The sequence below is a fragment of the Rhodococcus sp. H-CA8f genome (assembly GCF_002501585.1).
GTDB classification, from domain to species: Bacteria; Actinomycetota; Actinomycetes; order Mycobacteriales; family Mycobacteriaceae; genus Rhodococcus_F; species Rhodococcus_F erythropolis.
The window spans coordinates 3,127,018-3,149,206 of the sequence record NZ_CP023720.1 but is presented as its reverse complement, the minus strand read 5'-3'; the positions used below and the strand labels follow the sequence as shown (position 1 = coordinate 3,149,206).

Below are 22,189 nucleotides of genomic sequence, written 5' to 3'. Positions count from 1 at the left end.
CTCCGAGCGAAGAAGCGACAAAGTCAGGGGTGCAGGCAGACAGAATCGCCGCTCAGCAACACGCCTGATCGAAGCATGCGCTACGACGAGTGGGCCAGAACGCCATCAATCCGAGCGCAAATGCCGGGGAGGCATCGTGGCTGGAAATCTGCACGTCAGGTCCTTTGTTCTCGTTCGTTGGTGTTCTGTCCATGCGAGCATAGCCGGTGCCCGGCTCGGTCAACCCACGACGCGGGCGTAATTTCCCACTCGGTGGACAAGTCGATCAAAGAATTCCGCCGGATCGGTGCTGACCGCGATATCCGCGTTGGGCTCACGCTTCCAGTGCCCGACCCAGTCCGCGACCGTCGTTCCGATCAGCAGTGGACTCTCGGTTTCGACATCTACCGTTGCCGGCTTCAGCGTCGCCAAGCTCGGATCGAGCGCGACGGCAGCAGCAAAGGGATCATGCATGTGAGCAAGAAAGCCCTGGTCGTATTCACGATGGAATTCCATGTAGAACCGGATCGCGTCGGACATATGCCTGATCACGCTGTTGGACGCGGAACTGCGGACGTCGGGGCCGTCGTCAGGCGAGATGATCTCTTCCGGAGTGCTCCCGGCAGCGTCGGCGAGCCGACGCACATGTTCGGGGAACATCTCGATGGATTCGGTGACGTTGAGGCCGCAGATGATCGGGCGCCGGTGCGCGGGTACGACGGAGAACGCGTCGAACACCTCCTTGGCGGCGTGCGGATCCACCGAGACGTTCCACTCCGCGGTCGGCGTCGTGTTGCCCGGATAGTTGAACGACCCACCCATCACGACCAGTCGCTTCAGCAGAGACGGCAGATCGGGTTCACGTCTGATCGCCAGCGCAAGGTTGGTGAGCGGCCCCGTCACCAATCCGGTGAGTTGTCCGGGGTACTCCCGGACGAGATCCACCCAGAGGTCGGTGGCCGTTCGGACCGAGCGCTTGCGACCCGAATCGGGGAGGACGGCATGCCCGATCCCTTGCGGACCGTGAGTCTCCTCGGTGGTGCGCAACGGGATGACCAGTGGCTCGCGGGCGCCGAGTGCAACCTCGATGTGCGGGGCGCCGCAGAGCGCAAGCCAGTTCAAGTTGTTGGCCGCGACCTGTTCCACCGGAACGTTGCCGGCGGTGCTCGCTATCCCCAGAATCTCGGCTTCGGGGCTGGCAAGGAGATAGAGAAGCGCCAACGAGTCGTCGATGCCGGTGTCGACGTCGACGATGAGCTTGTGCGTATCACTCATCGGTGGCCACCAGGATCGTCGGTGAATGCAGGACAGGGAAGTTGACCGACCGAGCGATGAAGCACTTCGTGTGTGCGGGGCCGTGAAGCTCCTCGGCCTCCTCGACCATCGACGCCTCCGCGACCAATACCGTCGGATTCAACGTCACTTCGATGAACTGGCCGCCGCCATCGGATTCCTCGATCATGCTGCCGACCGGCTGATCGCTGTAGTCGAGAACGACGACCCCAGCGGCAGCTGCCAGACCGAGGTACCAGAGCATGTGGCATTGGGCGAGGGAGGCAACGAGCAGTTCCTCGGGGTTCCATCGCTGCGCGTCACCGCGGAACGAGGGATCGGAGCTGCCGAGAAGTTCCGGCTTTCCGACCGCGGATATTGCATGATTGCGCGAATATCCCTGCGTGCTGGACGTTCCGGTTCCCAGATCGCCCGTCCACTGAAGGTCGAGTGTGTAGGTATGTGACTTCACAGGTCCATCTTGCCCTGAATGTGCCGGTCCCTCAGTGTGCCCACTCCGCGCGATCCGATCCCCACGGATGGGCTGGTTCGGGGTAGTCCTCGAACTCTGCCAGCGCGGGTCGTGCGGTGGTCACGTCGGCATGGTTGACAACAACATTCAGGCCGGGAGCGGTCGGTAGACCGGGATGGACGGTTCGGCCGGGTGCGTCGAGAAGACGGGCGCCGGTGCTGGCCAATGACACGTCGACATCGCGGCCACGGCCGTCCTGCGAGCGCAGCGTCAACGCGTCGAGGATCCCAGCTGCCAAGAAGTATCCGGTGGAGTGGTCGAGGGCCTGCGCTGGAAGTGCGCCCGGTTTCTCGTCGCCCTCGAGGAACGAGATACCGGATGCGGCCTGCACGATGCTGTCGAAGCCGCGGCGATTCGCCCACGGACCTTCCCATCCCCATGCGCTGACGCGCCCGTGAATCAGGTGGGCGGGAAGATCCTGCCCGATGAGTGCTTCGAGTGCGCCCGGACGGTAGCCGGTGACCAGTACGTCTGCGGTGTCGAGGAGTTCGCGGAATGCTGCCGCTTCCGCCGAGGACTTCAGGTCGAGAAGCGCCGACCGCTTGCCCTGGCCACTGTCGAGGTGCTGCCATCCGATCTCGGGGATCGCCGGAGGGTCGATCCGCAGAACGTCAGCGCCGACCAGCGCGAGGGCACGGGTCGCGACCGGGCCGGCGATGACGCGGGTCAGGTCGAGAACACGTGGGCGCGTCGGATGCGTGCGAGGTTTTCCCTCGTCGCGTACTCGGATGGATACCAGAGGCTCAGACCTCGCAGCTGCGCACTGCTCACTCAGGCGCCACTCGGTCTCGGTACGAACACGGACCGCGATGGCGCCGATCTCGGCGGCCTGCTGCTCGATCTCGATGGCGCTGAGTTCGGATATCCGTTGCGCCACTGCATCTTTAGGTGATCCATGGTCGAGCTCGAGGATGGCGAGCAGGGGGTCGCGATGGTGTGGATAGTTGCCGTGCGTGCGGACCCAACCGTCGCGGGCGGCAAAGAACCCCGAGTATTCGGAGAATCCGTTGATCGGTTCGCCGCCGATCCGGAACAGTCGATCGCTCGAGAAGGACGCGGCGATGCGCTCGGGATCGAGGGTCCAGTGTCCGTCGCCCGGGCCGGTTGACCGATGAATTGCCGAGGCGAGGGCCGCGACTGAGCCTGCAGCGAGGTCGAACACCGGCAAGTGCGCCGCAAGGAAGCCCGCCGAGTCCGGGCATTCGATGTGGCCGCGTCGGTCGTCGGTGTGCACCCCGACGTCACGTTGGTATTCGTCGAGATAGAACCCGTACCCGTGATCCATGTGGCGCCTTTCGGCAGTTCAGTGGCCGAGAAGCTCCCGGCACTTCTCTGCCAGCGTATCGCGGAGCGGCGCAGCACGATCCGCCAACTGTTGTTGCTGACGCACGTATTCGGCGCGGCCCGCGGGAGTTTCGATACGAATGGGGGAGTACCCGTACTCGGCGAGGTCGTATGGGCTCGCGCGCATGTCGAGTTCACGGGCCAGGAGCGCGTGTTCGAAGCACCGCATCACCAGATCGGAATCCACGAGTGGCAACAACTTGAAGCTCCACTTGTACAGATCCATACCGGCGTGCAGGCAGCCCGGCTGTTCGTGATCGATCTGAGTTTCGCGTGCAAGCGGGAGCGAGTTCTTGGGGGCCGCGTCCGGTGTGAAGAACCGGAACGCGTCGTAGTGCGTGCATTTGAGTGGCAGGGATTCGACGACCGCGTCGGTACCGGCGAACCCGAGCCGCAGCGGCACTGACTGGTGACGGATCGCGTCCTCGCCGCCGCGATAGACCATCGCCCATTCGTGGAGGCCGAAACAGCCCAGCACAGCGGGCCGCGCAGACGTCTGATTCAACAGATTCCACACGAATTCGACTGTGTGACGCCGACGCTCCAGCACGGCGGCCTCGACCGTCGCAGTACCCGAATCGTCGACGCGGTAGCCGGAGAAGGCTGCGTATTCGCCGGCGTTCTCGAGTGCGACTCCGTACCCGGGGTGCCAGCGGCGCAGTTGGGCGGGCTTGAAGTTGTAGTACGTGAAAAGGAAGTCGTGCACCGGGTGAGAGATACCGGCGCTACGACGCGCTCGGTGCGGCTCGACGAGCTTCTCCACCTCCTCGAGGTGAAGTGCCCGCCGAGCCGTCCACTCGCTCTGCGCGAGTGCGAGTGAATGCACCGAACGTGTCATCGATCAGCTGTTTCTTTGTCCGGGAACAGCATCTGTGCCGCGGTGCGTGCCGTCGCGAACCGTTCCGACGTACTCCTCGAGCAGATCCTCGAGCGCGACGATACCGATCACGACTCCGTCGGCGTCCGTGACTGCGCCGAGGTGCGAGCTGGCCCGACGAAGGCCGGCCAACGCTTCGGCCAGCGGCGTGCTGAGCGGAACGATGGGCAACGGGCGGATATCCGATGTCGGAACGACGGTGTCCGGCCCGGCAGCTTCGTCGAGCACCTCGTCGAGCACATCCTTGAGGTGCACGTACCCGGCCAGCGATCCATCGCTCGCTCGGACCGGGTAACGCGAGTATCCGGTCTCGATGACCGCACGCTCGATCTCACCCAGTGTTGTTCCCGACGGCGTGAGGGGAATGGTCCGCACCTTGTCGAGAGTGATCAGGACCTCGGAGACGGTGCGATCCGTCGATTCGAGTGCCTGCTTCAACCGCCGGTGTTCTTCGGCGTCGATCAGACCCTCGGACCGCGATTCACCGATCATCGCGGACAACTCCACCGCCGAGACAGTGACGTCGAGTTCGTCCTTGGGCTCGACGCGCAGGAGCTTGAGCACTCCGTTGGCGCAGAGGTTGTAGAACGCGATGATCGGGCGAGCGATCTTGATGAACGCCAGATGCACGGGAACGAGCAGCATGGCCGTCTTCTCGGGGCCCGCCAACGCGATGTTCTTGGGCACCATCTCGCCGAGCAGGATGTGCAGCACGACGACCAGTGAGAGCGCGATCGCAAACGAAATCGGGTGCAGCAATCCGTCGGGAAGGCCGACAGCTTTCATCGGCACCTCGAGGAGATGCGCAATGGCGGGCTCGGCGACCTTACCGAGGAGGATCGAGCAGATCGTGATGCCCAGCTGAGCTGCCGCAAGCATCAGCGAGAGGTTCTCACCGGCCTTGATGACCGTGAGTGCCCGCTTCTTACCCTGCGCGACAAGTGCCTCGAGGCGGTCGCGTCGTGCGGAGATCAGCGCGAACTCCGCACCGACGAAGAATGCGTTACCGGCGAGCAGCACGACGGTGAGGAGTACACCGAAGAGGTTATTCATCGTCGGACTCCTTCGTGTCGTCGTCTGCGGATTCGGGTTCGACATGTGCCGGTACCGGCGTGATGGTCACTCGGTCGATACGACGGCCGTCCATACTGGTCACTCGGGCGATCCACTTGCCGCGGGAATCACCGGACGAGTCGACGTCGGGCAATTCCACTTCGTCACCCTCGTCGGGGATTCGGCCCAGTTCGGTGAGCACCAGACCGCCGAGCGTGTCGTAGTCGCCTTCGGGCGCGGTGTATCCGGTTGCCGAGGTGACCTCGTCGATGCGCAGGAGACCGGAGCACGACCAGCCGTCGCCGACGCGCTGTACGTCGAGTTCGGGTTCGTCGTGTTCGTCGCGCACATCACCGACGATTTCCTCGATGAGGTCTTCCATCGTGACGATGCCGGCTGTTCCGCCGTATTCGTCGACGACAAGCGCGACCTGCATGCCGTCGGAGCGGATCCGCTCCATGACGGTGTCTCCGTCCAGGCTCGACGGCACGACGGGAACACGTTGAGCCAGACTGTCGACGCGCGTCGTGCGCCTGCGCTCGGCCGGAACGGTGAACGCGTGTTTGATGTGTACGACGCCGACTGTGTCGTCGAGATCGCCGCGAACGACGGGGAAGCGCGAGTAGCCAGTTCGCGACGCCGTCACGATCAGGTCTGCGACGGTGTCCGAGAGTTCCAGCGATTCGATCTTCACTCGCGGAGTCATCAGCTCTTCTGCGGTGCGGTCACCGAACTGCAGCGAACGGTCGACGAGCATCGCCGTGCCCTTGTCGATGGACCCGCGCTGCGCGGACGTCCGCACGAGGGACCCGAGTTCCTGCGGTGATCGCGCCGAGCGCAATTCTTCCGCGGGTTCGATGCCCAGGCGTCGCACAATCCAGTTGGCGGTTCCGTTGAGGCCGTTGATGGCCCACCGGAAGATCAGCGAGAAGCCCGCTTGCAGGCCCGCAGTCGCGCGGGCGGTGGGCATCGGCTTGGAGATTGCGAGGTTCTTCGGTACGAGCTCACCGAAGATCATGGAGAACGAGGTCGCAATCACGAGCGCCAGGATCAAAGACGTTGTCGAGGCAGCGGATTCGCTGAGCCCGACGGCCTTCGTGACCGGTGTGATGAACCGTGCCAGAACGGGCTCGGCCAGGTAACCGGTGATCAGGGTTGTGATCGTGATACCCAGCTGAGCGCCGGAGAGCTGGAACGAGAGAGTCTTGTGCGCGTGTTGAACCTGCCGCGAACGTCGGTCGCCGCCACGAGCAGCTTCGTCGACGGTGCTGCGTTCGAGCGCGGTCAGTGAGAATTCGGCCGCCACGAAGAGGGCGGTGCCTGCAGTCAGCGCGATGAAGCCGACCAGGCTGAGAATGGTGAAAACGATGTCCATGTGTCATCGCCACCTGAGGTGTGCACGGGGGCCGCCGGGTTTGTCTCCCGGCTCGCTAGAGGAGCCCTCCGAACCAGCGGAATCAGACGATTCCTCGGATAAAACGACGGGTGTAGCGCCGGGTAAGTGTGTGGGTGCCTCGGGCACCGGGTTCCTCTCGTCGAAGCCGAGTATTTCTCGGCTGTAGCGGGCTCGGTCGGGTCGCCGATGGGCACCCGACCGAGTTTTGTTTCCTGTTTACGGATCCAATGATACCGGCGGGTGCCCGGGAGTAGGGACCCGAGCACCCGCCGACTGTCATAAAACGTGGTTCACCAACCAGACGGAAGCGGCCGTCCTTCGGCGAATCCGGCGGCGGACTGCACTCCCAGAACTGCCTTCTCGTGCAGCTCCTCGAGTGAGCGCGCACCCGCGTACGTGCAGGTACTGCGTACGCCGGAACAGATCTGATCGATCAGGTCCTCGACTCCGGGACGCTCGGGATCGAGACGCATCCGCGAACTGGAGATGCCTTCCTCGAACAATCCCTTACGGGCGCGATCGAAAGCCGTTTCGGTGGCGGTGCGAGCGGCAACGGCGCGCTTGGAGGCCATACCGAAGCTCTCCTTGTACGCGTTGCCCGCCTGATCGACTTTGAGATCGCCGGGGGACTCGTACGTGCCTGCGAACCACGAGCCGATCATGACGTTCGACGCGCCCGCCGCGAGGGCGAGTGCAACGTCGCGAGGGTGGCGAACACCGCCGTCGGCCCAGACGTGCTTGCCGAGCTCGCGTGCTGCTGCAGCACATTCCGCGACGGCCGAGAACTGTGGGCGTCCGACGCCGGTCATCATGCGAGTCGTGCACATGGCTCCGGGGCCGACGCCGACCTTGACGATGTCCGCGCCTGCGGCGATCAGATCACGGGTTCCCTGTGCGGACACCACGTTGCCTGCAACCAACGGGACGCCGAGGTCGAGCGCCTTGAGGGTGGTGAGCGCATCGATCATTCTCTGCTGGTGACCGTGAGCCGTGTCCACGACGATCACGTCGGCACCGGCGTCGACGAGTGCCTTGGCCTTGGCGCCCACGTCACCGTTCACACCGACCGCCGCAGCGACCCGGAGTGCGCCGCGATCGTCGACTGCGGGGTCGTAGATGCCGGCACGAATCGCGCCGGTGCGGGTGAGGACGCCGGCGAGGGTTCCGTCCTCGTTGACGATGACGGCCAACGGATCGTGCTTGGTTTCGAGCAGTTCGAAGACCTCACGCGGTGTGGCGGTGACCGGGGCGGTGACGAAGTCGGTGATCGCGACGGTACGTAGGCGAGTGAACCGATCGACATCCGCGCAGGCAGCCTCGGTGACGACACCGAGAGGCTTGCCGTCCTCGACCACCACGACTGCGCCGTGTGCACGCTTGGGTAGCAGCGCCAGCGCATCGGAGACGGCGTCGTCCGGACTCAGCGTGACCGGCGTATCAGCGACGAGGTGGCGGCTCTTGACGAACGCCACGGTCTCGGCGACAGCGTCAGTGGGGACGTCCTGCGGAATGATGACCAGTCCGCCGCGGCGGGCGACAGTCTCCGCCATGCGGCGGCCGGCGACTGCGGTCATATTGGCGACGACGACGGGAATGGTCGTTCCGGATCCGTCGGAAGAATTGAGATCGACGTCGAACCGAGAGGTGACCTCGGTCCGGTTAGGGACGAGGAAGACGTCGTCGTAGGTCAGGTCGTATGGGGGGCGTTGCCCTTCGAGGAACTGCACGTTTCACGAGCCTACCGTCGATTCCGCCGTAGCGCCCTCGGTATCGCGCGCTTGTGAGCGGGAGAGGGCGATCGTGGTCATGATCATGACGGCGACGGCGCACCCGATGAGAGCAATTCCGGGACCGTCGACGCGGAGGCGTTCGTCGAGAACCGTCATCCCCAGGAAGATGGCCGCGATCGGCTCGCCGATCGTCAGGGCGGGTAGCGACGCCGACAGGGGCCCGACCTGGAAAGCGCGCTGTTGGAGGTAGACCCCGATTGCGCCCGAGGCGATCAGCGCCCACGTCTGCCATGCCGAAATCACCCCGACGACACCGTGCCCGAGTAGGTCGGTGACGTACTTGGTGAATGCGACGGCCACGCCGTAGAAGATTCCGGCCGCAGAGCCGAGAAGCAGAGCGCGCCAGCCACCGTCGAGTTTGGACAAGCCGCCGATAGTTGCGACCACGGCCACTGCGACCGTGATCGTCAGGGGCACAGCCCAATCCGACCACGGAGCGTTGCTGTCTCCCTCGGTGGGATCGCCGACGACGAGGAAGATCGCCAAGGAAATCGCGAGCATGATCGCCAATGACCACGCAGAACGGGTGATGCGAATTCCCGAGAACCTGGCCGAAAGTGGCAGCGCGAACAGCAGCGAGGTCACGATCAGCGGCTGCACCACCAACACCGAACCCAACGACAGTGCAACGGCCTGCATGACGTAACCGCCGCCGTCACCGATCAGCCCGGCCCACCACCGAGGACTGCGAATCAACGACGCCACCAACGCCTCGCCCTCCGGAACCGCAGACGCGGCGCGCTGCTGAGCGACGGAGGCACACGCGAAGAGAAGCGCGGCGACGAGTGCGCAGAGAACAGAGATCAGTGGAAGATCACCCATTCCCTCAGTGTGCGCGCTTGCCTGCCCGATTTCCGGCAGACGGCTTTCCTGCGCCGGGTGCGCCGCGACGCGGGGTCAAGCCCTTGGACGCCAGACGCTCCGAACGGGTCGGGACCGGAGTGCCGTCCGCACGGATCTTCTTCACACTCTTCGGATCGGTGACGCGCCGCGAGGAAGCCGCGCGCTTGTCGCCGTCCTTCTTCATCCGTCCTCCGGCAGCGGTCCGGCCTGCAGTGTCGTGTTCCTGACGGCCGCGCTTGGCGGTGTGCTTGACGGCGACCGTCGTATCGGGAGCTTCGACCGGTATTCCCGTCGGCTCCATCGCGCCGGTGATGCGCGTGAGCTCCAGATCGTCAGGACGAACCCGCACGCCGTGAACCTTGATGCCTGCCTGCTTGGTCAACTTCTCGACCGAATCACGTTCGTCGTCGGTGACTATGGTGACGACGACACCCGATTCCCCGGCGCGTGCCGTCCGGCCGGCCCGGTGCAGGTAGTCCTTCGCCTCCGCCGGGGGATCGACGTGAACGACGAGCGTCACGTCGTCGACATGGATTCCGCGCGCGGCGACATCGGTGGCGACCAGGACCGGTGTCGTCCCGTCGGAGAACGACGCGAGGGTCTTGGTCCGATTGTTCTGCGTCTTGCCGCCGTGCAGGGCGCCGGCCGAGACACCGATCAAATGTAGTTGCTGCGCAAGACGATCCACACCGTGCTTGGTCTTGACGAACATGATGGTCCGCCCCGCCCGTGAACCGATATGTGCGACAACGGATCTCTTGTCGTCGCGGTCGACGAAGAGCAGGTGATGCTCCATGGTCGAGACGGTGGCAACCGGGGGAGCAGTCGAGTGCGACGCCGGATTGCGCAGGTAACCCGCGACCAGATCGTCGACCTTGCCGTCGAGTGTTGCCGAGAAGAGAAGGCGCTGACCGTCTTTCGGTGTCGTGTCGAGAATTTTCGCAACCTCGTCGATGAAACCCATGTCTGCCATGTGGTCGGCTTCGTCGATGGTCGTGATCACGACGTCGTCGAGAATCACCGACTTCTGCTCGAGTAGGTCGAGTAGGCGCCCTGGGGTCGCGATCAGCAGATCGACGCCGCGGGCAAGGATGTCGGCCTGACGCTTGATCGGAACGCCACCGACCGCATTTGCCACACGCAAACCGATCTCGGTAGCAGCGTCGTCGAGTGCCTTGTGGATCTGGATCGCCAGCTCACGGGTGGGAGCGAGCACCAAACCGCGCGGACGATTCCGCTTGCTCGCCCCGCCCTTGAGGCGCACCAGCATCGGAAGCCCGAAGGCCAGAGTCTTTCCGGAACCCGTCGCGCCGCGCCCGAGGACATCGCGGCCGGCGAGGACATCGGGGATGGTGGCCGACTGAATGGGGAAGGGGGCATCGATGCCGCTACGGCGCAACGCGTGCACCATCACGGCGGGGATTCCGAGGTCGACGAACGAACGCCCTTCGGTCGAGGTGGGCGAGTCGATCGTCGATTCCTGCATTTGTCCAGGCTACCGGGTATCGGTAGACGCAGATGACCGCATCTACCGATACCCGCTGTGAATCAGGCCTCGATTTCGCTGCGGTCACCGCTCCACAGTGTGTGGAACTTGCCCGGCTTGTCGATGCGCTCGTAGGTGTGCGCGCCGAAGAAGTCGCGCTGACCCTGAGTCAGGGCGGCCGGCAGACGCTCCGCGCGGAGACCGTCGTAGTACGAGAGCGAAGACGCGAACGCCGGTACCGGAATACCGAGCATCGTCGCGGTGGCGACCACGCGGCGCCAGCTGTCGATGCCTGCCTCGATGGCCTCGCGGAAGTACGGTGCCAGAATCAAGCTCGGCAGGCTCGGATCCGCGTCGAACGCGTCCTTGATGCGGTTGAGGAACTGCGCACGGATGATGCAGCCACCGCGCCAGATCGTCGCCAGGTCGGCAGGCTTGAGGTTCCAGTCGTACTCGGCGCTGCCGGCAGCGATCTGATCGAAGCCCTGCGCGTACGCCACGATCTTCGACGCGTACAGCGCGGCCTGGATGTCGGCGGCGAACTGCTCGGCGTCAGCAGGCTTGTCGCCGAGAGAGCCGGCGGCCAGACCCTGCGCCTGAGCTGCGGCGCGCTGATTGCGGCTACCGGACAGTGCGCGAGCGAAAACGGCCTCGGCGATACCGGTGACCGGCACGCCCAGATCCAGAGCGGACTTGACCGTCCAGCGGCCCGTGCCCTTCTGCTCGGCAGCGTCGACGATGACGTCGACCAACGGCTTGCCCGTCTCGGCGTCGACCTGGCGGAGCACCTCGGCGGTGATCTCGATCAGGTAGGACTCGAGCGTGCCCTTGTTCCACTCGGTGAAGACGTCTGCGACCTGACCGGCGTCGTAACCGAGTGCGTCGCGGAAGAGGTTGTACGCCTCGCCGATGAGCTGCATGTCGGCGTACTCGATGCCGTTGTGCACCATCTTGACGAAGTGACCGCTGCCGTCGGGGCCGATGTGCGTGCAGCACGGGGTGCCGTCGACGTGAGCGGAGATGGACTCGAGAAGCGGGCCGAGAGCCTCGTAGGACTCCTTCGGGCCGCCGGGCATGATCGACGGACCGTTGAGTGCGCCTTCTTCGCCACCGGAGATTCCAGCGCCGACGAAGTGCAGACCGCGGGCGCGGATCGCTGCTTCACGACGGATCGTGTCGGTGTAGAGCGAGTTGCCACCGTCGATGATGATGTCGCCGGGCTCCATGGCGTTCGCGAGCTCTTCGATCACGGCGTCGGTCGGGGCACCGGCCTTGACCATGATCAGGACGCGTCGCGGCTTCTGCAGTGCGGCAACAAACTCCTCGACGGTCTCGGTGCGCACGAAATCGCCCTCGGAACCATGCTCGGCGATCAGGGCATCGGTCTTCGCGATGCTGCGGTTGTGCAGGGCAACGGTGTGACCGTGGCGGGCGAAATTGCGGGCAATATTCGAACCCATGACGGCCAGGCCGGTGACGCCGATCTGAGCTCGGGGTGATTCGGTGCTAGTGGTTGACATACTTACAGCTTTCCCTCTCGGTCCGCGGCTGTGAAATCCTGCGCTGTGCGCAGCCGAAAACGGTGCGGCCGCGACGCGCGTGAACATTCAGACCGTGCATACAAAACACGGATGCAGATCACTTTAATTGCAGTGACCTGCATCCGTCTCGATACAGCTTCCGGCACAGCCGGAAGGTTCTCAGTGTTCAGTTGTCGAGCCGCAGCTCAGCGCAGGTATTACCGCTGATCGCGCTTCGGGCCGTCGAATCCGTCATAGCTACGACGGTCGGTGCGGCTGCGGAAGCCGCCACCGCTGGTCGAGGCTGCACGGTTGTCGCCGCCGTCGCGGTTGCCCTGGTAGCCACCGGAAGAGCGGTTGCCCTGGTATCCGGTCGAGGGGCGGCTGTCGCGATCGCCGTACGAGCGGTTGTTGTCGCGGCTGCCCTGGTATCCACCACCGGACGAACGGTTGCCCTGGTATCCGCCGCGGCTCTCGCCGTCACGGCTTCCCTGGTATCCGCCCGACGAGCGGTTGCCCTGGTAACCCGTCGACGGGCGGCTGTCGCGGTCTCCGTAGGACGGACGGCTGTCACGGTTGCCCTGGTAACCACCGCTGGAGCGATCACCCTGGTATCCACCGGAAGAGCGGTTGCCCTGGTATCCGCCGCGGCTCTCGCCGTCGCGGCTTCCCTGGTATCCACCCGAAGAGCGGTTGCCCTGGTAGCCGGTCGAGGGGCGGCTGTCGCGGTTGCCCTGGTAACCACCGCTGGAGCGATCACCCTGGTATCCGCCGCGGCTATCACCGTCACGGTTGCCCTGGTAGCCGCCGGAAGAGCGGTTGCCCTGGTAGCCGCCACGGCTTCCGCCACGATCGCCGAAGGAACGCTCGCCACGAGAAGAGCTCTCGCGCAAGGGTTCTCCGGTCGGCTTCTTGGCGCCGGTGATGCGAGCAAGTTCAGCAGAACCCGGGGTGACGGCAACGGCTGCGGCATTGACGCCGGCCATTCCGGTCAGACGCTTGAACTGACGCTTCTGGTTGGGCAGCACGATGGCGACAACGGTGCCCTTCTCGCCGGCGCGAGCGGTACGACCAGCGCGGTGCAGGTAGTCCTTGTGGTCGGCCGGGGGATCGACGTGAACGACGAGGTCGATGCCGTCGACGTGGATACCGCGTGCTGCGACGTCCGTTGCGACGAGGACCGGGGTGCGGCCGTTCTTGAAACGCTCGAGGACGCGGGTGCGCTGGTTCTGTGCCTTGCCGCCGTGAAGCGACTCGGCAGCGATGCCGACGGCGCGGAGGCGATCGGTGATTCCCTCGCAACCGAGCTTGGTGCGGGCGAACATGATGGTGCGTCCGTCACGGGCACCGATCTCGGCGAGGACGGAATCCTTCTGCCCACGATCGACGAGGAGGACGTAGTGCTCCATCGTGTCGACGCTTGCGCGGCCGTCTTCGGTGGAGTGGGTGACGTGGTTGGCCAGGAACTGACGAACCAGCGACTGCACCTCACGGTCGAGGGTTGCCGAGAACAGCAGACGCTGTCCGTCTGCGGGGGTCTCGCCGAGGATCGAGCGAACCTCGGGCAGGAAGCCCATGTCCGCCATCTGATCGGCTTCGTCGAGTGCGGTGATTTCCACCGAGTCAAGGATGCAGGTGCCCTGACGCAGGTGATCGCCCAGGCGACCCGGCGTTGCGACGAGGACGTCTACGCCGCGGCGAAGCTGATCGACCTGCTTGGCGAACGGCGTTCCACCGACAGCGGGACGAACCGTGAGTCCGAGTGCGCCGGCGTAGGAGTTGAGGGAGTCGACCACCTGGAAAGCAAGCTCACGGGTGGGGACGAGCACGAGTGCGCGGGGACGCTTTGCGGCCGGGCGATCTTCGTGGCGTGAGAGGCGGGTCAGCATCGGCAGGCCGAAGGCGAGGGTCTTACCCGATCCGGTCTGTGCGCGGCCGAGAACGTTGGTTCCGGCGAGCGCGTCCGGGATGGACTGCGCCTGGATGGGGGACGGGACGGTGATGGAGTTGCGCGCCAATGCGGCAACAAGCTGCTCGGGCAGGCCGATCTCGGCGAAGGTGATACCCGGCTCGGTGGCGACTGCTTCTTCGGCAGCGGGGGTGTTGACGGTGGGGTCTTCGATGTTCTCGGAAGACGACATTTGGACAGCGTTGGTCACGCGGAAACCTCTCCGGACTACGGGCACGTCGCGGAGCGGAAGAAGCCATGCTGAAATACACGACACAGTTCGCAAAGGGACGAGCCAGGGCACATGTCACCTGGCAATCCGAACGCATACTGCGGGGAATTGGGCTGTGTGCCGTTATATGTTGACGGACCACGATGGTGGCCGTGGTCCACTCTACGCCACCGGGGACACCGAAGTCAGGTAGCCCCGCCTGTGACCTGCACTACTACACGGGGTTGCGCAGGTCAAGACTCAGTATGCGTTGAAAAGCAGTCGAAGTTCGGTGAGCCAGGGCACAGCCACCGCAACCGTGGGAACCACGAGAATCGCGACCGCCCCGAGATACGCAAAAACTGCGATGCGGGGATCTGCATCGTCGGCCGAGAGGCGCTGCACTCGGATGAGCGTCGACGGGCCGCCCGCTGCCATCGCTCCGCGGGGTGCCGTCGATCCGGCACACGCGACAAGTGCCCGCGCGAGGGGAGTGGGACCGGTAGCCCGCACAGCTGAATCGTCGGCGAGCAACTCCACCAGCAGTTGTACCGATCCCAGAGCCGACTTGCTACGGACGAAACGGGGGAAGGCGTGGTTGACGGCCGTGAAAGCCTCGAGGACAAGATCGTGACGAGCTCGCAGGTGTGAACGCTCGTGGGTCAGGATTGCTTTGACCTCGGCATGATCGAGGTTCTGCAGAGTGCCTTGGCTGAGAACCACGCGTTGGCGCAGACCTGGCAGGCAGTATGCGATCGGTTCGTCCACGTCCAGCACCCGCAGATCGGGTGTGCGTTCCACCGACGCGGGCATGGCGCAGTCGTCGAGAAGGTCCACCAACACGCGGTGACGTGCACGGCGACGTCGGGTTCTCACAGCGACCTGGATTATCGAGAAGATCAGCTTCGCGCCGATCAGAAGCGTCAGGGCAAAAACAACCACGTACAGAATCCACAGCGGGAGCCCGAGTGCATCGATTTCGGCGGTCGGGGCCGTCGTCGGCCTACCGTCAGCGCCGGGAACGAGCAGCTGGCTGGCAATGGCCAGGCCCGAGCTGAATGCCGACAGCACCGCAGCAATTGCGACGGCTTGCCACAGAACCAACGCCGCGCGTGGAGCGCGGTAAGGCCACGTGGAGCGGCTCAGGAGTGCGGGAACCGGACCGGCCAGCAACAAGGCAAGCAGTCCGAAAACCAGTGCAGTAGTGGCGTTCATGTCCTACACATCATGCACGACGAAATCAGTTCGGCCTAGAAATTCCGGGCTGCGCAGCCTTTTTCGCGGACTCGCGCACCTCGAGGGCAGCGAGCGCTTCGCGGAGAGCATCGGCTTCGTCAGCATTGACCTGTCCCACGAAGTGGACGAGTGCCGCAGCGCGACCGCCGGACTCCGGGGCCTGGGCCAGCGCGTCGACCATCAGACTCGCGACCAGTTCTTCGCGCTTGTTGACGGGAAGATAGCGATGGGCGCGATCGTCACGCTGCTGAATCACCAGATGCTTCTTCGCCAGGCGCTGCAGAACGGTCATTACCGTCGTGTACGCCAATTCGCGATGCGTCGCGAGTGCTTCATGCACCTGTCGCACAGTTTGCGGTTCCGATGTGGACCACAAATGATCCATCACCGCGCGTTCGAGTTCACCTAGACCTGCCATTCTTCGATTCTACGGACTTCCACGACGAAATACGTACTACTGGTAGTAGTAACCACCTCGGTGGGGGTGTGGTATTGGCCATAGTGATCTGCGTGACGGTTACGGTGGTGTGAGACGACCAAAGTCCCGACAATGACGATGCCCGATAATTGCAAGCCAACAGTCGATCCGCAGAAAGTAGCCGCACGTAGATGACGATCGACAGTTCGCCGGGCACCGAAGAATCGACATCACGGGCGCGGGTAGTCACGCAGAAAGCTGCCGGCATCATCCGTTTCGGCATTCGCGACGCACCCTTGACGGTCGTCCTACTTCTCACTATGTGGATACTGGGCGCCGCAACCGGCAGCCTCGTTCACGGACCGTCCCGCGATCTCGAGCACACGATCGGTGCGGGAATGGGCTCGATCCAGCACGGACATGTCTGGATTCCACTGAGCTCCGCGCTGTGGGCAGGAAACCTGCTCGGGTACATCGGCGCGAGCGTGCTCCTGATTGCGGTCGCTGCACCTCTCGAACGGCGGATGGGAACGATCAAGCTGGCGATCGCCGGCGCAAGCACTCAAATCTTGGGAGTTCTGCTCGGGCTCGGCTGGGCGTCCTTCGTGAAAGTGTTCGACTCCAATTGGGGGTTCCGCCTCCATGTCGGCTCCGCTGTCGGCGCGAGCGCGTGGATCGTCGGCGCCGCGATGGCCGCCAGCTCGAACATGGGGACATTGTGGCGTCGCCGCATCCGCGTCGGAACCCTGGCTTTGACCATCACCTTGGCCTTGTTCAGTGGTCAGCTGCAAGATGTCATCCGATTCTTTGCCGCTGTGGTGGGTTTGGTGATCGGACAGTGGATCGTCGGACGATCGGCTCGCGGTGAACGCATCGCCGGGACACAGCGAGAGGGCCGAGTCCTGGTCGCCATCGTCGTCGCGGCAAGTGCGATCGGCCCGATGATCGCCGCGCTGTCCCCACAGGCGGTTGGCCCACTCGCCGTACTCCGCGATCTCTTCCGTGGTGTTCCCTGGACTGTCGCAGAAGTACGTGAGCTGTGCGCCGAATCCGCGTCGGATCCGGACTGCCGACGCGGCCTCCTCGAGCTGAGACTCTCGGGGATCGGTCCGACTCTGCTCTCGTTGATGCCGTCGATTTTTGTGCTGGTGTTGAGCGATGGGCTCCGTCGTGGCCGCAGATTCGCCTGGATTGCGACTGTCTGTGCTCAGGTCGTCTTACTCGTCCTCTCGATCGGGAACTTCGTCATCAGGTTCGTCGACGCCGTCGACAGTGACAGCTTGTTCTACGGAATCAGCGATCCGAACGTGTACCGAACTCTGGTGCCGTTCCTGACACCGCTCTTCGTGCTGATCCTGCTGATCGCCACACGTCGATACTTCGACGTCGCGGCCCCGGCCAAGACGTATCGACGTCTCGGTGCTGCGATCGTGACCTTGCTCGCGGTCCTCGCCGTGATCTACGTCGGCGGCGGAATGCTCGCCAGGCACGGGTTCGACCGCGAGCCCACGGTCACGTTGCTGCTCGCGGACTTCCCACAGCGCCTTGTACCGCCGGTGTACCTGCAGTTGATCGACCCGCGCCTGCTTCCCGTGGACATCGAGTCGACGTTGCTCTTCGAGTGGACCGGCGTCGTGTTCTGGGGCGTTGCCGCCGTGTTGGTATTCGTGAGTTTCCTCAAGCCGGTCAAGACCGCCGATCCCAAAGCCGCCGAACGAGCGCGATCCATGTTGATCGCCGGTACCGGCAGCCCGTTGTCGTGGATGACGACGTGGAAGGGGAACACGTACTGGTTCAGCGCGGACGGTTCGAGTTACGTCGCGTATCGCGTCATCGCCGGCGTTGCTCTCACCACAGGTGATCCGGTCGGTCCTCCAGATCGCATGCGCGCGGCGATCGAGGGGTTCGCCGAGTTCGCGTCGTCGAACGGTTGGATTCCCTGCTTCTATTCCGTGACCGACGACGCCCGAACCATCACCGATTCGATGGGCTGGAGCGGTCTACAGGTCGCCGAGGAAACCGTGCTCGACCTGGGACAAGTCGCGTTCACAGGAAAGCGGTTCCAGGACGTGCGCACAGCACTGAACCGGGCGAAGAAGTCCGGTATCACCGCCGAGTGGATTTCCTTCCCTCATGCACCTCTCGCGATCAAGGATCAGATAGTCGCCATCTCGGAGGAGTGGGTAGCGGACAAGGGGATGCCCGAGATGGGATTCACCCTCGGCGGACTCGACGAGGTCGACGACGAACAAGTGCGATGCCTGATCGCGGTCGACGAGGATCGCACCGTGCACGGTGTCACATCGTGGCTACCGGTGTACCGCGACGGCAAAGTCGTCGGGTGGACACTCGACTTCATGAGGCGACGCTCCGAAGGGTTCCGTCCCGCGATGGAGTTCCTCATCGCTTCCGCTGCACTGAAATTGGAGGAGGAGGGCGTCGAGTTCCTCAGTCTGTCCGGTGCACCGCTGGCAACAATCGCCGGTGACTCCGAGAGGAATGCGAACGAACCGGAGGCCACGACTTTCTCGGCGATGATGGACAGCGTGCTCGACCTAGTCGGTCGCACCCTTGAACCGGTGTACGGATTTCGATCGCTGCTGGCCTTCAAATCGAAGTTCCAGCCGCGATACGTGCCGATGCACATGACATTCGCCGATCCAGCCGCGTTGCCAAGCATCGGCAACGCGGTCGGACGGGCATACCTGCCGACCGTGACGATCGGTCAGGGATTCAAACTCGTTCGGACGATTCTGGGTCGCTGATTCGCGATCGTCACGCAGGCTTTGCCGGCCCGCCGACGGCGCCGAACACGTGCCGGGTTCCGATCGGAACGATCAGCGGCCGATCCGAGACGGGATCGTCGATGACCGCGGCTTCGAGACCGAACACCTCGAGCAGAAGTTCCGCGGAAATGATGTCCTTGGGGACACCAGAAGCGACGACGGCGCCGTCGCGCATCACGATCAGATGATCGCTGTATCTGACCGCGAGATTGAGGTCGTGCAGAACCATCACCACGGTGCGCCCCATTTCCTCGTGGAGTTGATCCACCAGGTCGAGGACTTCCATCGAGTGCGCGAGGTCCAGATAGGTAGTCGGTTCGTCGAGAAGCAGGATGTCGGTTCCCTGGGCGAGAGCCATCGAGATCCAGGCTCGCTGACGCTGACCGCCGGACAATTGATCGACGGGCCGATCGGCGAGATCCGAGACACCGGTCAGCTCGAGCGCTTCGGCGACCTCGCCCTCGTCGTCCGCGGACCACTGCCTGATCCACGACTGGTGCGGGTGGCGCCCACGTGAGACCAAATCGGCGACGGTGAGCCCTTCCGGCGCAACCGGAGTCTGGGGGAGCATTCCGAGCACCCGCGCGACTTCCTTGGTCTTCATCGAACTGATCGCCTTGCCGTCGAGGATGACCGATCCACCCTTTGGCTTGAGCAGACGACCGAGCGCGCGCAAGAGCGTCGACTTGCCGCAACCGTTGGGTCCGATGACCGTCGTGATCACGCCGGTGGGGATCTCGAGATCGAGTCCGTCGACGATGATGCGATCCCCGTACCCGAGCGTCAGATTCTGCGCGACGAGACGCGAAGGAGCATCGGTGGACTGGGCGATGGTGGTCATGCTGTGACCTTCCGATTGTTACGAACCAACAGGTAGAGCAGGAACGGGCCGCCCAGTGCGGAAGTCACGATTCCGACGGGGAGTTCCACAGGCAGAATTGTTCGAGCGATGACGTCGCTGCCCACCACCAGTACAGCACCGGTCAGCGCGGAAGCCACGATGGGCGGGCCGGCGGAGCGCACCAGACGCATGGCGACCTGTGGCGCAGCCAGGGCGACAAAGCCGACCGGACCTGCTGCTGCGGTCGCGATGGCGGCCAGTGCCACGGCGGAAAGCAACAACTTGGCCTGTGATGATTGCAAGCGAACACCGAGTGAGGTTGCGTTGTCGTCGCCCAACCGCAGCGCTCCCATGGTGAACGATGCGATCACCGCGTAGCCGCCGACTACTGCGACGGCGATTGCGACCGGCCACATCTGATTCCAGGTGGCACCGTTGAGTGAACCGTTGAGCCAGACCTGTGCGCGAGAAGCGTCGTTGATGTCCGCCGAGATGAGGAGCCATCCCGTCGCTGCCACCAGCATGGCGTTGATGCCGATACCGATCAGGATGAGGCGGAACCCCTCGACGCCCTTGCGCCACGCCAAGGCGTAGATCACCACTGCTGTCAGTAGGCCGCCGCAGAGTGCAGCCAACGGAATCCCCAGTGTGGCAAGCAGTCCCACGAACGAGCCACCCCCGCCGAGTACGATGAGTGCCACTGCGGCGGCACTCGATCCAGCCGTGATTCCGAGGATGTCGGGGCTGGCGAGGGCATTGCGCGCAATCGTCTGGGTGACCGCACCGGCAATGCCGAGTGCCATACCGATGAAGAGCGCGGTGAGCGACCGAGGAAGTCGAAGGTCGAAGACGATCAGGTTCTGTGTCTTGCTGCCATTGCCGAGCAGGACCGAAATGACATCGGGGATCGAGATCGGATAGTCGCCTCGCCCGATGTTGATGCAAAGCAGAAGGAACAGCGCAACTGCGAGGGCAATGCTCACCGACACCGCGAGTGGGCGGTAGACGAGCGAGAATCCACCGAGGCGGATCGACTTACGTGAGGGGACGGTCCGGGGGAGTACCCGGAGTTCCTGCTTGAGCGTCACAGACTTGCCAACTTCCTGCGGCGTACGAGAGCGATGAAGAACGGAGCGCCGAACAGGGCCAAGATGATGCCGACCTGCAACTCACCAGGGCGCACGACCACGCGGCCGATGATGTCCGCGGTGATCAACATGACCGCGCCGAGTAAGCCCGCGTACGGGACCAGCCAGCGGTAGTCGGGTCCGGTGATGGCCCGGGCCACGTGAGGGACCACCAAACCGATGAACGCGATCGGACCACACGCCGCGGTGGCGGCGCCGGTCAGCAGGGTGATCGCGACGATGCCGAGTGTGCGACTGAACGCGATGTTAGTTCCCAGTGCTTTTGCGACGTCTTCACCCAGGCTGAGGACGTTGAGCCCCGGCGTACTTGCCAAGGCGATGACCAATCCGAGTATCAGGAACGGCAGGACCTGCCAGAGGACGTCGAACCCGCGACCGGACACCGACCCGACAACCCAGAAACGGTAGGCGTCCAGGCTCGTCTGGTCGAGGATTATCACGGCGTTGGTCATGGCTTGCAGGAAGAATGCGACGGCCGCGCCCGCCAGAGCCAGACTCAGAGGACTTGCGCCGCCGTTTCCGATGGAAGACAAGCCGAAAACGACGATGCTGGCGACGAAGGATCCTGCGAACGCGAACCAGAGGTATTGACTCGGTGCCGTAAAGCCGAAGAGGTAGATCGCCATGACCACGAAGAACGCCGCGCCTGCGTTGAGGCCGAGTAGACCGGCATCCGCCAACGGGTTGCGCGTGTGTCCCTGAATCAAGGCACCGGCGATACCGAGTGCAATTCCGACAACAAGACCCAAAATCGTTCGTGGGGCGCGCAACGTCCGCACGATGATGTCCGTTTGAGTTCCGTCCGAATTGAAGAGCGCGTGGAAGATCTCGGCGAACGTCAGTGGACGAGCACCCACTGCGATACTCGCGAGCATCACAAGCGCGAGCAGCACGGTGAGGACCGCGAGTCCGATCAGGCGGCGCCGGCGAGTTGCACCGACGCTGTTGTCGCGTGCGAGTTCTTCGAAGCCCTCGTCGCGGGCCGTGCTTTCTCGGACCACCTCGATGCCGCTTCGGTCGAACGGTCTGCGCAGAGCCCGGCGGACACCGATGGGCTGTTTGGTGGTCGCGTCACGCGTGACCAGGCCAACCCATCCCTTCCCCGAGGTCCGACCGGTTGCCCCCTCACGGAATCCGAGGTTCCACACAAGGAGACCGACGGCGATGGCTATTGCTGTCCCGCCGAAGACTGCTCGATCGGCCTCGCCGCCACCGTTGTCGTCACGGAGCGACTGGACGATGTACCAGCCGACGATCAACGGAAGTAGGAACACCGCCGCGTCGAAAAGTCCAGCCAGGACACGCATTCGGACAGGAGCGGGGCCGCGCGGCACGATGCGCCGTCCGTACGTCTCGCTGGGTCCTCGGGGATGTCCGTTCCCGAGAGATTTGATCATCGTCACTGGCGGTTCGAGCTCCTGGTCTTGGTGCGCAGGGAATTCGCATCTTAGGTTACGGAACCCTATGCGGGTGCGCTTCCTGCGGGGGACGTTCCTGTGAATATGCGGT

General features: G+C 64.0%; 17 protein-coding genes. 1 reads left to right on the top strand and 16 read right to left on the bottom strand.

Going from position 1 to position 22,189, the window contains the following annotated elements:
* Window positions 1-219: 219 nt before the first annotated feature.
* The 13 genes from CPI83_RS14605 to CPI83_RS14545 all read right to left on the bottom strand — a co-directional run bounded on the left by CPI83_RS14605 (window position 220) and on the right by CPI83_RS14545 (window position 15,905).
* Window positions 220-1,254, bottom strand: a complete 1,035-nt coding sequence (locus CPI83_RS14605; RefSeq protein ID WP_097387368.1) for a nucleoside hydrolase — start codon at window positions 1,252-1,254, stop codon at window positions 220-222.
* Window positions 1,247-1,723, bottom strand: a complete 477-nt coding sequence (locus CPI83_RS14600; RefSeq protein ID WP_097387367.1) for an OsmC family protein — start codon at window positions 1,721-1,723, stop codon at window positions 1,247-1,249. The genes CPI83_RS14605 and CPI83_RS14600 overlap by 8 nt, the downstream gene beginning before the upstream one ends.
* Before the next feature lie 31 nt (window positions 1,724-1,754).
* Window positions 1,755-3,068: a CoA transferase gene (locus tag CPI83_RS14595; RefSeq protein WP_097387366.1), complete on the bottom strand. Its 1,314-nt coding sequence runs from the start codon at window positions 3,066-3,068 to the stop codon at window positions 1,755-1,757.
* A gap of 18 nt (window positions 3,069-3,086) precedes the next feature.
* The gene (locus tag CPI83_RS14590; protein ID WP_069146570.1) at window positions 3,087-3,965 is read right to left on the bottom strand and encodes a 3-methyladenine DNA glycosylase; all 879 of its coding nucleotides are present in this window, start codon (window positions 3,963-3,965) and stop codon (window positions 3,087-3,089) included.
* Window positions 3,966-3,968: 3 nt separating this feature from the next.
* Window positions 3,969-5,057: a hemolysin family protein gene (locus CPI83_RS14585; RefSeq protein WP_070386023.1), complete on the bottom strand. Its 1,089-nt coding sequence runs from the start codon at window positions 5,055-5,057 to the stop codon at window positions 3,969-3,971.
* Window positions 5,050-6,432: a hemolysin family protein gene (locus CPI83_RS14580; RefSeq protein ID WP_019748444.1), complete on the bottom strand. Its 1,383-nt coding sequence runs from the start codon at window positions 6,430-6,432 to the stop codon at window positions 5,050-5,052. The genes CPI83_RS14585 and CPI83_RS14580 overlap by 8 nt, the downstream gene beginning before the upstream one ends.
* A 311-nt stretch (window positions 6,433-6,743) precedes the next feature.
* Window positions 6,744-8,180 (bottom strand): GuaB1 family IMP dehydrogenase-related protein, encoded by a 1,437-nt coding sequence (locus CPI83_RS14575; RefSeq protein ID WP_020907756.1) that lies wholly within the window; start codon window positions 8,178-8,180, stop codon window positions 6,744-6,746.
* Between the two features lie 3 nt (window positions 8,181-8,183).
* On the bottom strand, window positions 8,184-9,065 hold the full coding sequence (locus CPI83_RS14570; protein ID WP_020907757.1) for a DMT family transporter: 882 nt from the start codon (window positions 9,063-9,065) through the stop codon (window positions 8,184-8,186).
* Between the two features lie 4 nt (window positions 9,066-9,069).
* Window positions 9,070-10,572 carry a DEAD/DEAH box helicase gene (locus tag CPI83_RS14565; protein ID WP_097387365.1) on the bottom strand — a complete coding sequence of 501 codons (1,503 nt, stop codon included), beginning with the start codon at window positions 10,570-10,572 and terminating at the stop codon, window positions 9,070-9,072.
* Between the two features lie 62 nt (window positions 10,573-10,634).
* Window positions 10,635-12,092, bottom strand: coding sequence for an NADP-dependent phosphogluconate dehydrogenase (gndA, locus tag CPI83_RS14560; RefSeq protein WP_007730904.1), 1,458 nt, complete (start codon window positions 12,090-12,092; stop codon window positions 10,635-10,637).
* Window positions 12,093-12,310: 218 nt separating this feature from the next.
* On the bottom strand, window positions 12,311-14,251 hold the full coding sequence (locus CPI83_RS14555) for a DEAD/DEAH box helicase (RefSeq protein WP_097387364.1): 1,941 nt from the start codon (window positions 14,249-14,251) through the stop codon (window positions 12,311-12,313).
* Between the two features lie 261 nt (window positions 14,252-14,512).
* Entirely contained in the window at window positions 14,513-15,466 is a 954-nt protein-coding gene (locus tag CPI83_RS14550) for a M56 family metallopeptidase (RefSeq protein ID WP_003944922.1), read from the bottom strand.
* 25 nt (window positions 15,467-15,491) lie between these two features.
* The gene (locus tag CPI83_RS14545) at window positions 15,492-15,905 is read right to left on the bottom strand and encodes a BlaI/MecI/CopY family transcriptional regulator (protein ID WP_003944876.1); all 414 of its coding nucleotides are present in this window, start codon (window positions 15,903-15,905) and stop codon (window positions 15,492-15,494) included.
* A 191-nt stretch (window positions 15,906-16,096) separates the two neighbouring features.
* Here CPI83_RS14545 and CPI83_RS14540 point away from each other — a divergent pair, with 191 nt between their 5' ends.
* On the top strand, window positions 16,097-18,670 hold the full coding sequence (locus tag CPI83_RS14540) for a phosphatidylglycerol lysyltransferase domain-containing protein (RefSeq protein ID WP_097387363.1): 2,574 nt from the start codon (window positions 16,097-16,099) through the stop codon (window positions 18,668-18,670).
* Between the two features lie 10 nt (window positions 18,671-18,680).
* Here the strand turns inward: CPI83_RS14540 and CPI83_RS14535 are convergent, their stop codons facing one another.
* Genes CPI83_RS14535 through CPI83_RS14525 form a run of 3 tightly spaced genes read right to left on the bottom strand, consistent with a single transcriptional unit; the run spans window position 18,681 to window position 22,077 of the window.
* Window positions 18,681-19,532 (bottom strand): ABC transporter ATP-binding protein, encoded by an 852-nt coding sequence (locus tag CPI83_RS14535; protein ID WP_020907760.1) that lies wholly within the window; start codon window positions 19,530-19,532, stop codon window positions 18,681-18,683.
* The gene (locus CPI83_RS14530) at window positions 19,529-20,620 is read right to left on the bottom strand and encodes an iron chelate uptake ABC transporter family permease subunit (protein WP_019748452.1); all 1,092 of its coding nucleotides are present in this window, start codon (window positions 20,618-20,620) and stop codon (window positions 19,529-19,531) included. The genes CPI83_RS14535 and CPI83_RS14530 overlap by 4 nt, the downstream gene beginning before the upstream one ends.
* Window positions 20,617-22,077: an iron ABC transporter permease gene (locus CPI83_RS14525; RefSeq protein WP_019748453.1), complete on the bottom strand. Its 1,461-nt coding sequence runs from the start codon at window positions 22,075-22,077 to the stop codon at window positions 20,617-20,619. Before CPI83_RS14525 ends, CPI83_RS14530 begins: the two co-directional genes overlap by 4 nt.
* Between the last annotated feature and the right edge of the window lie 112 nt (window positions 22,078-22,189).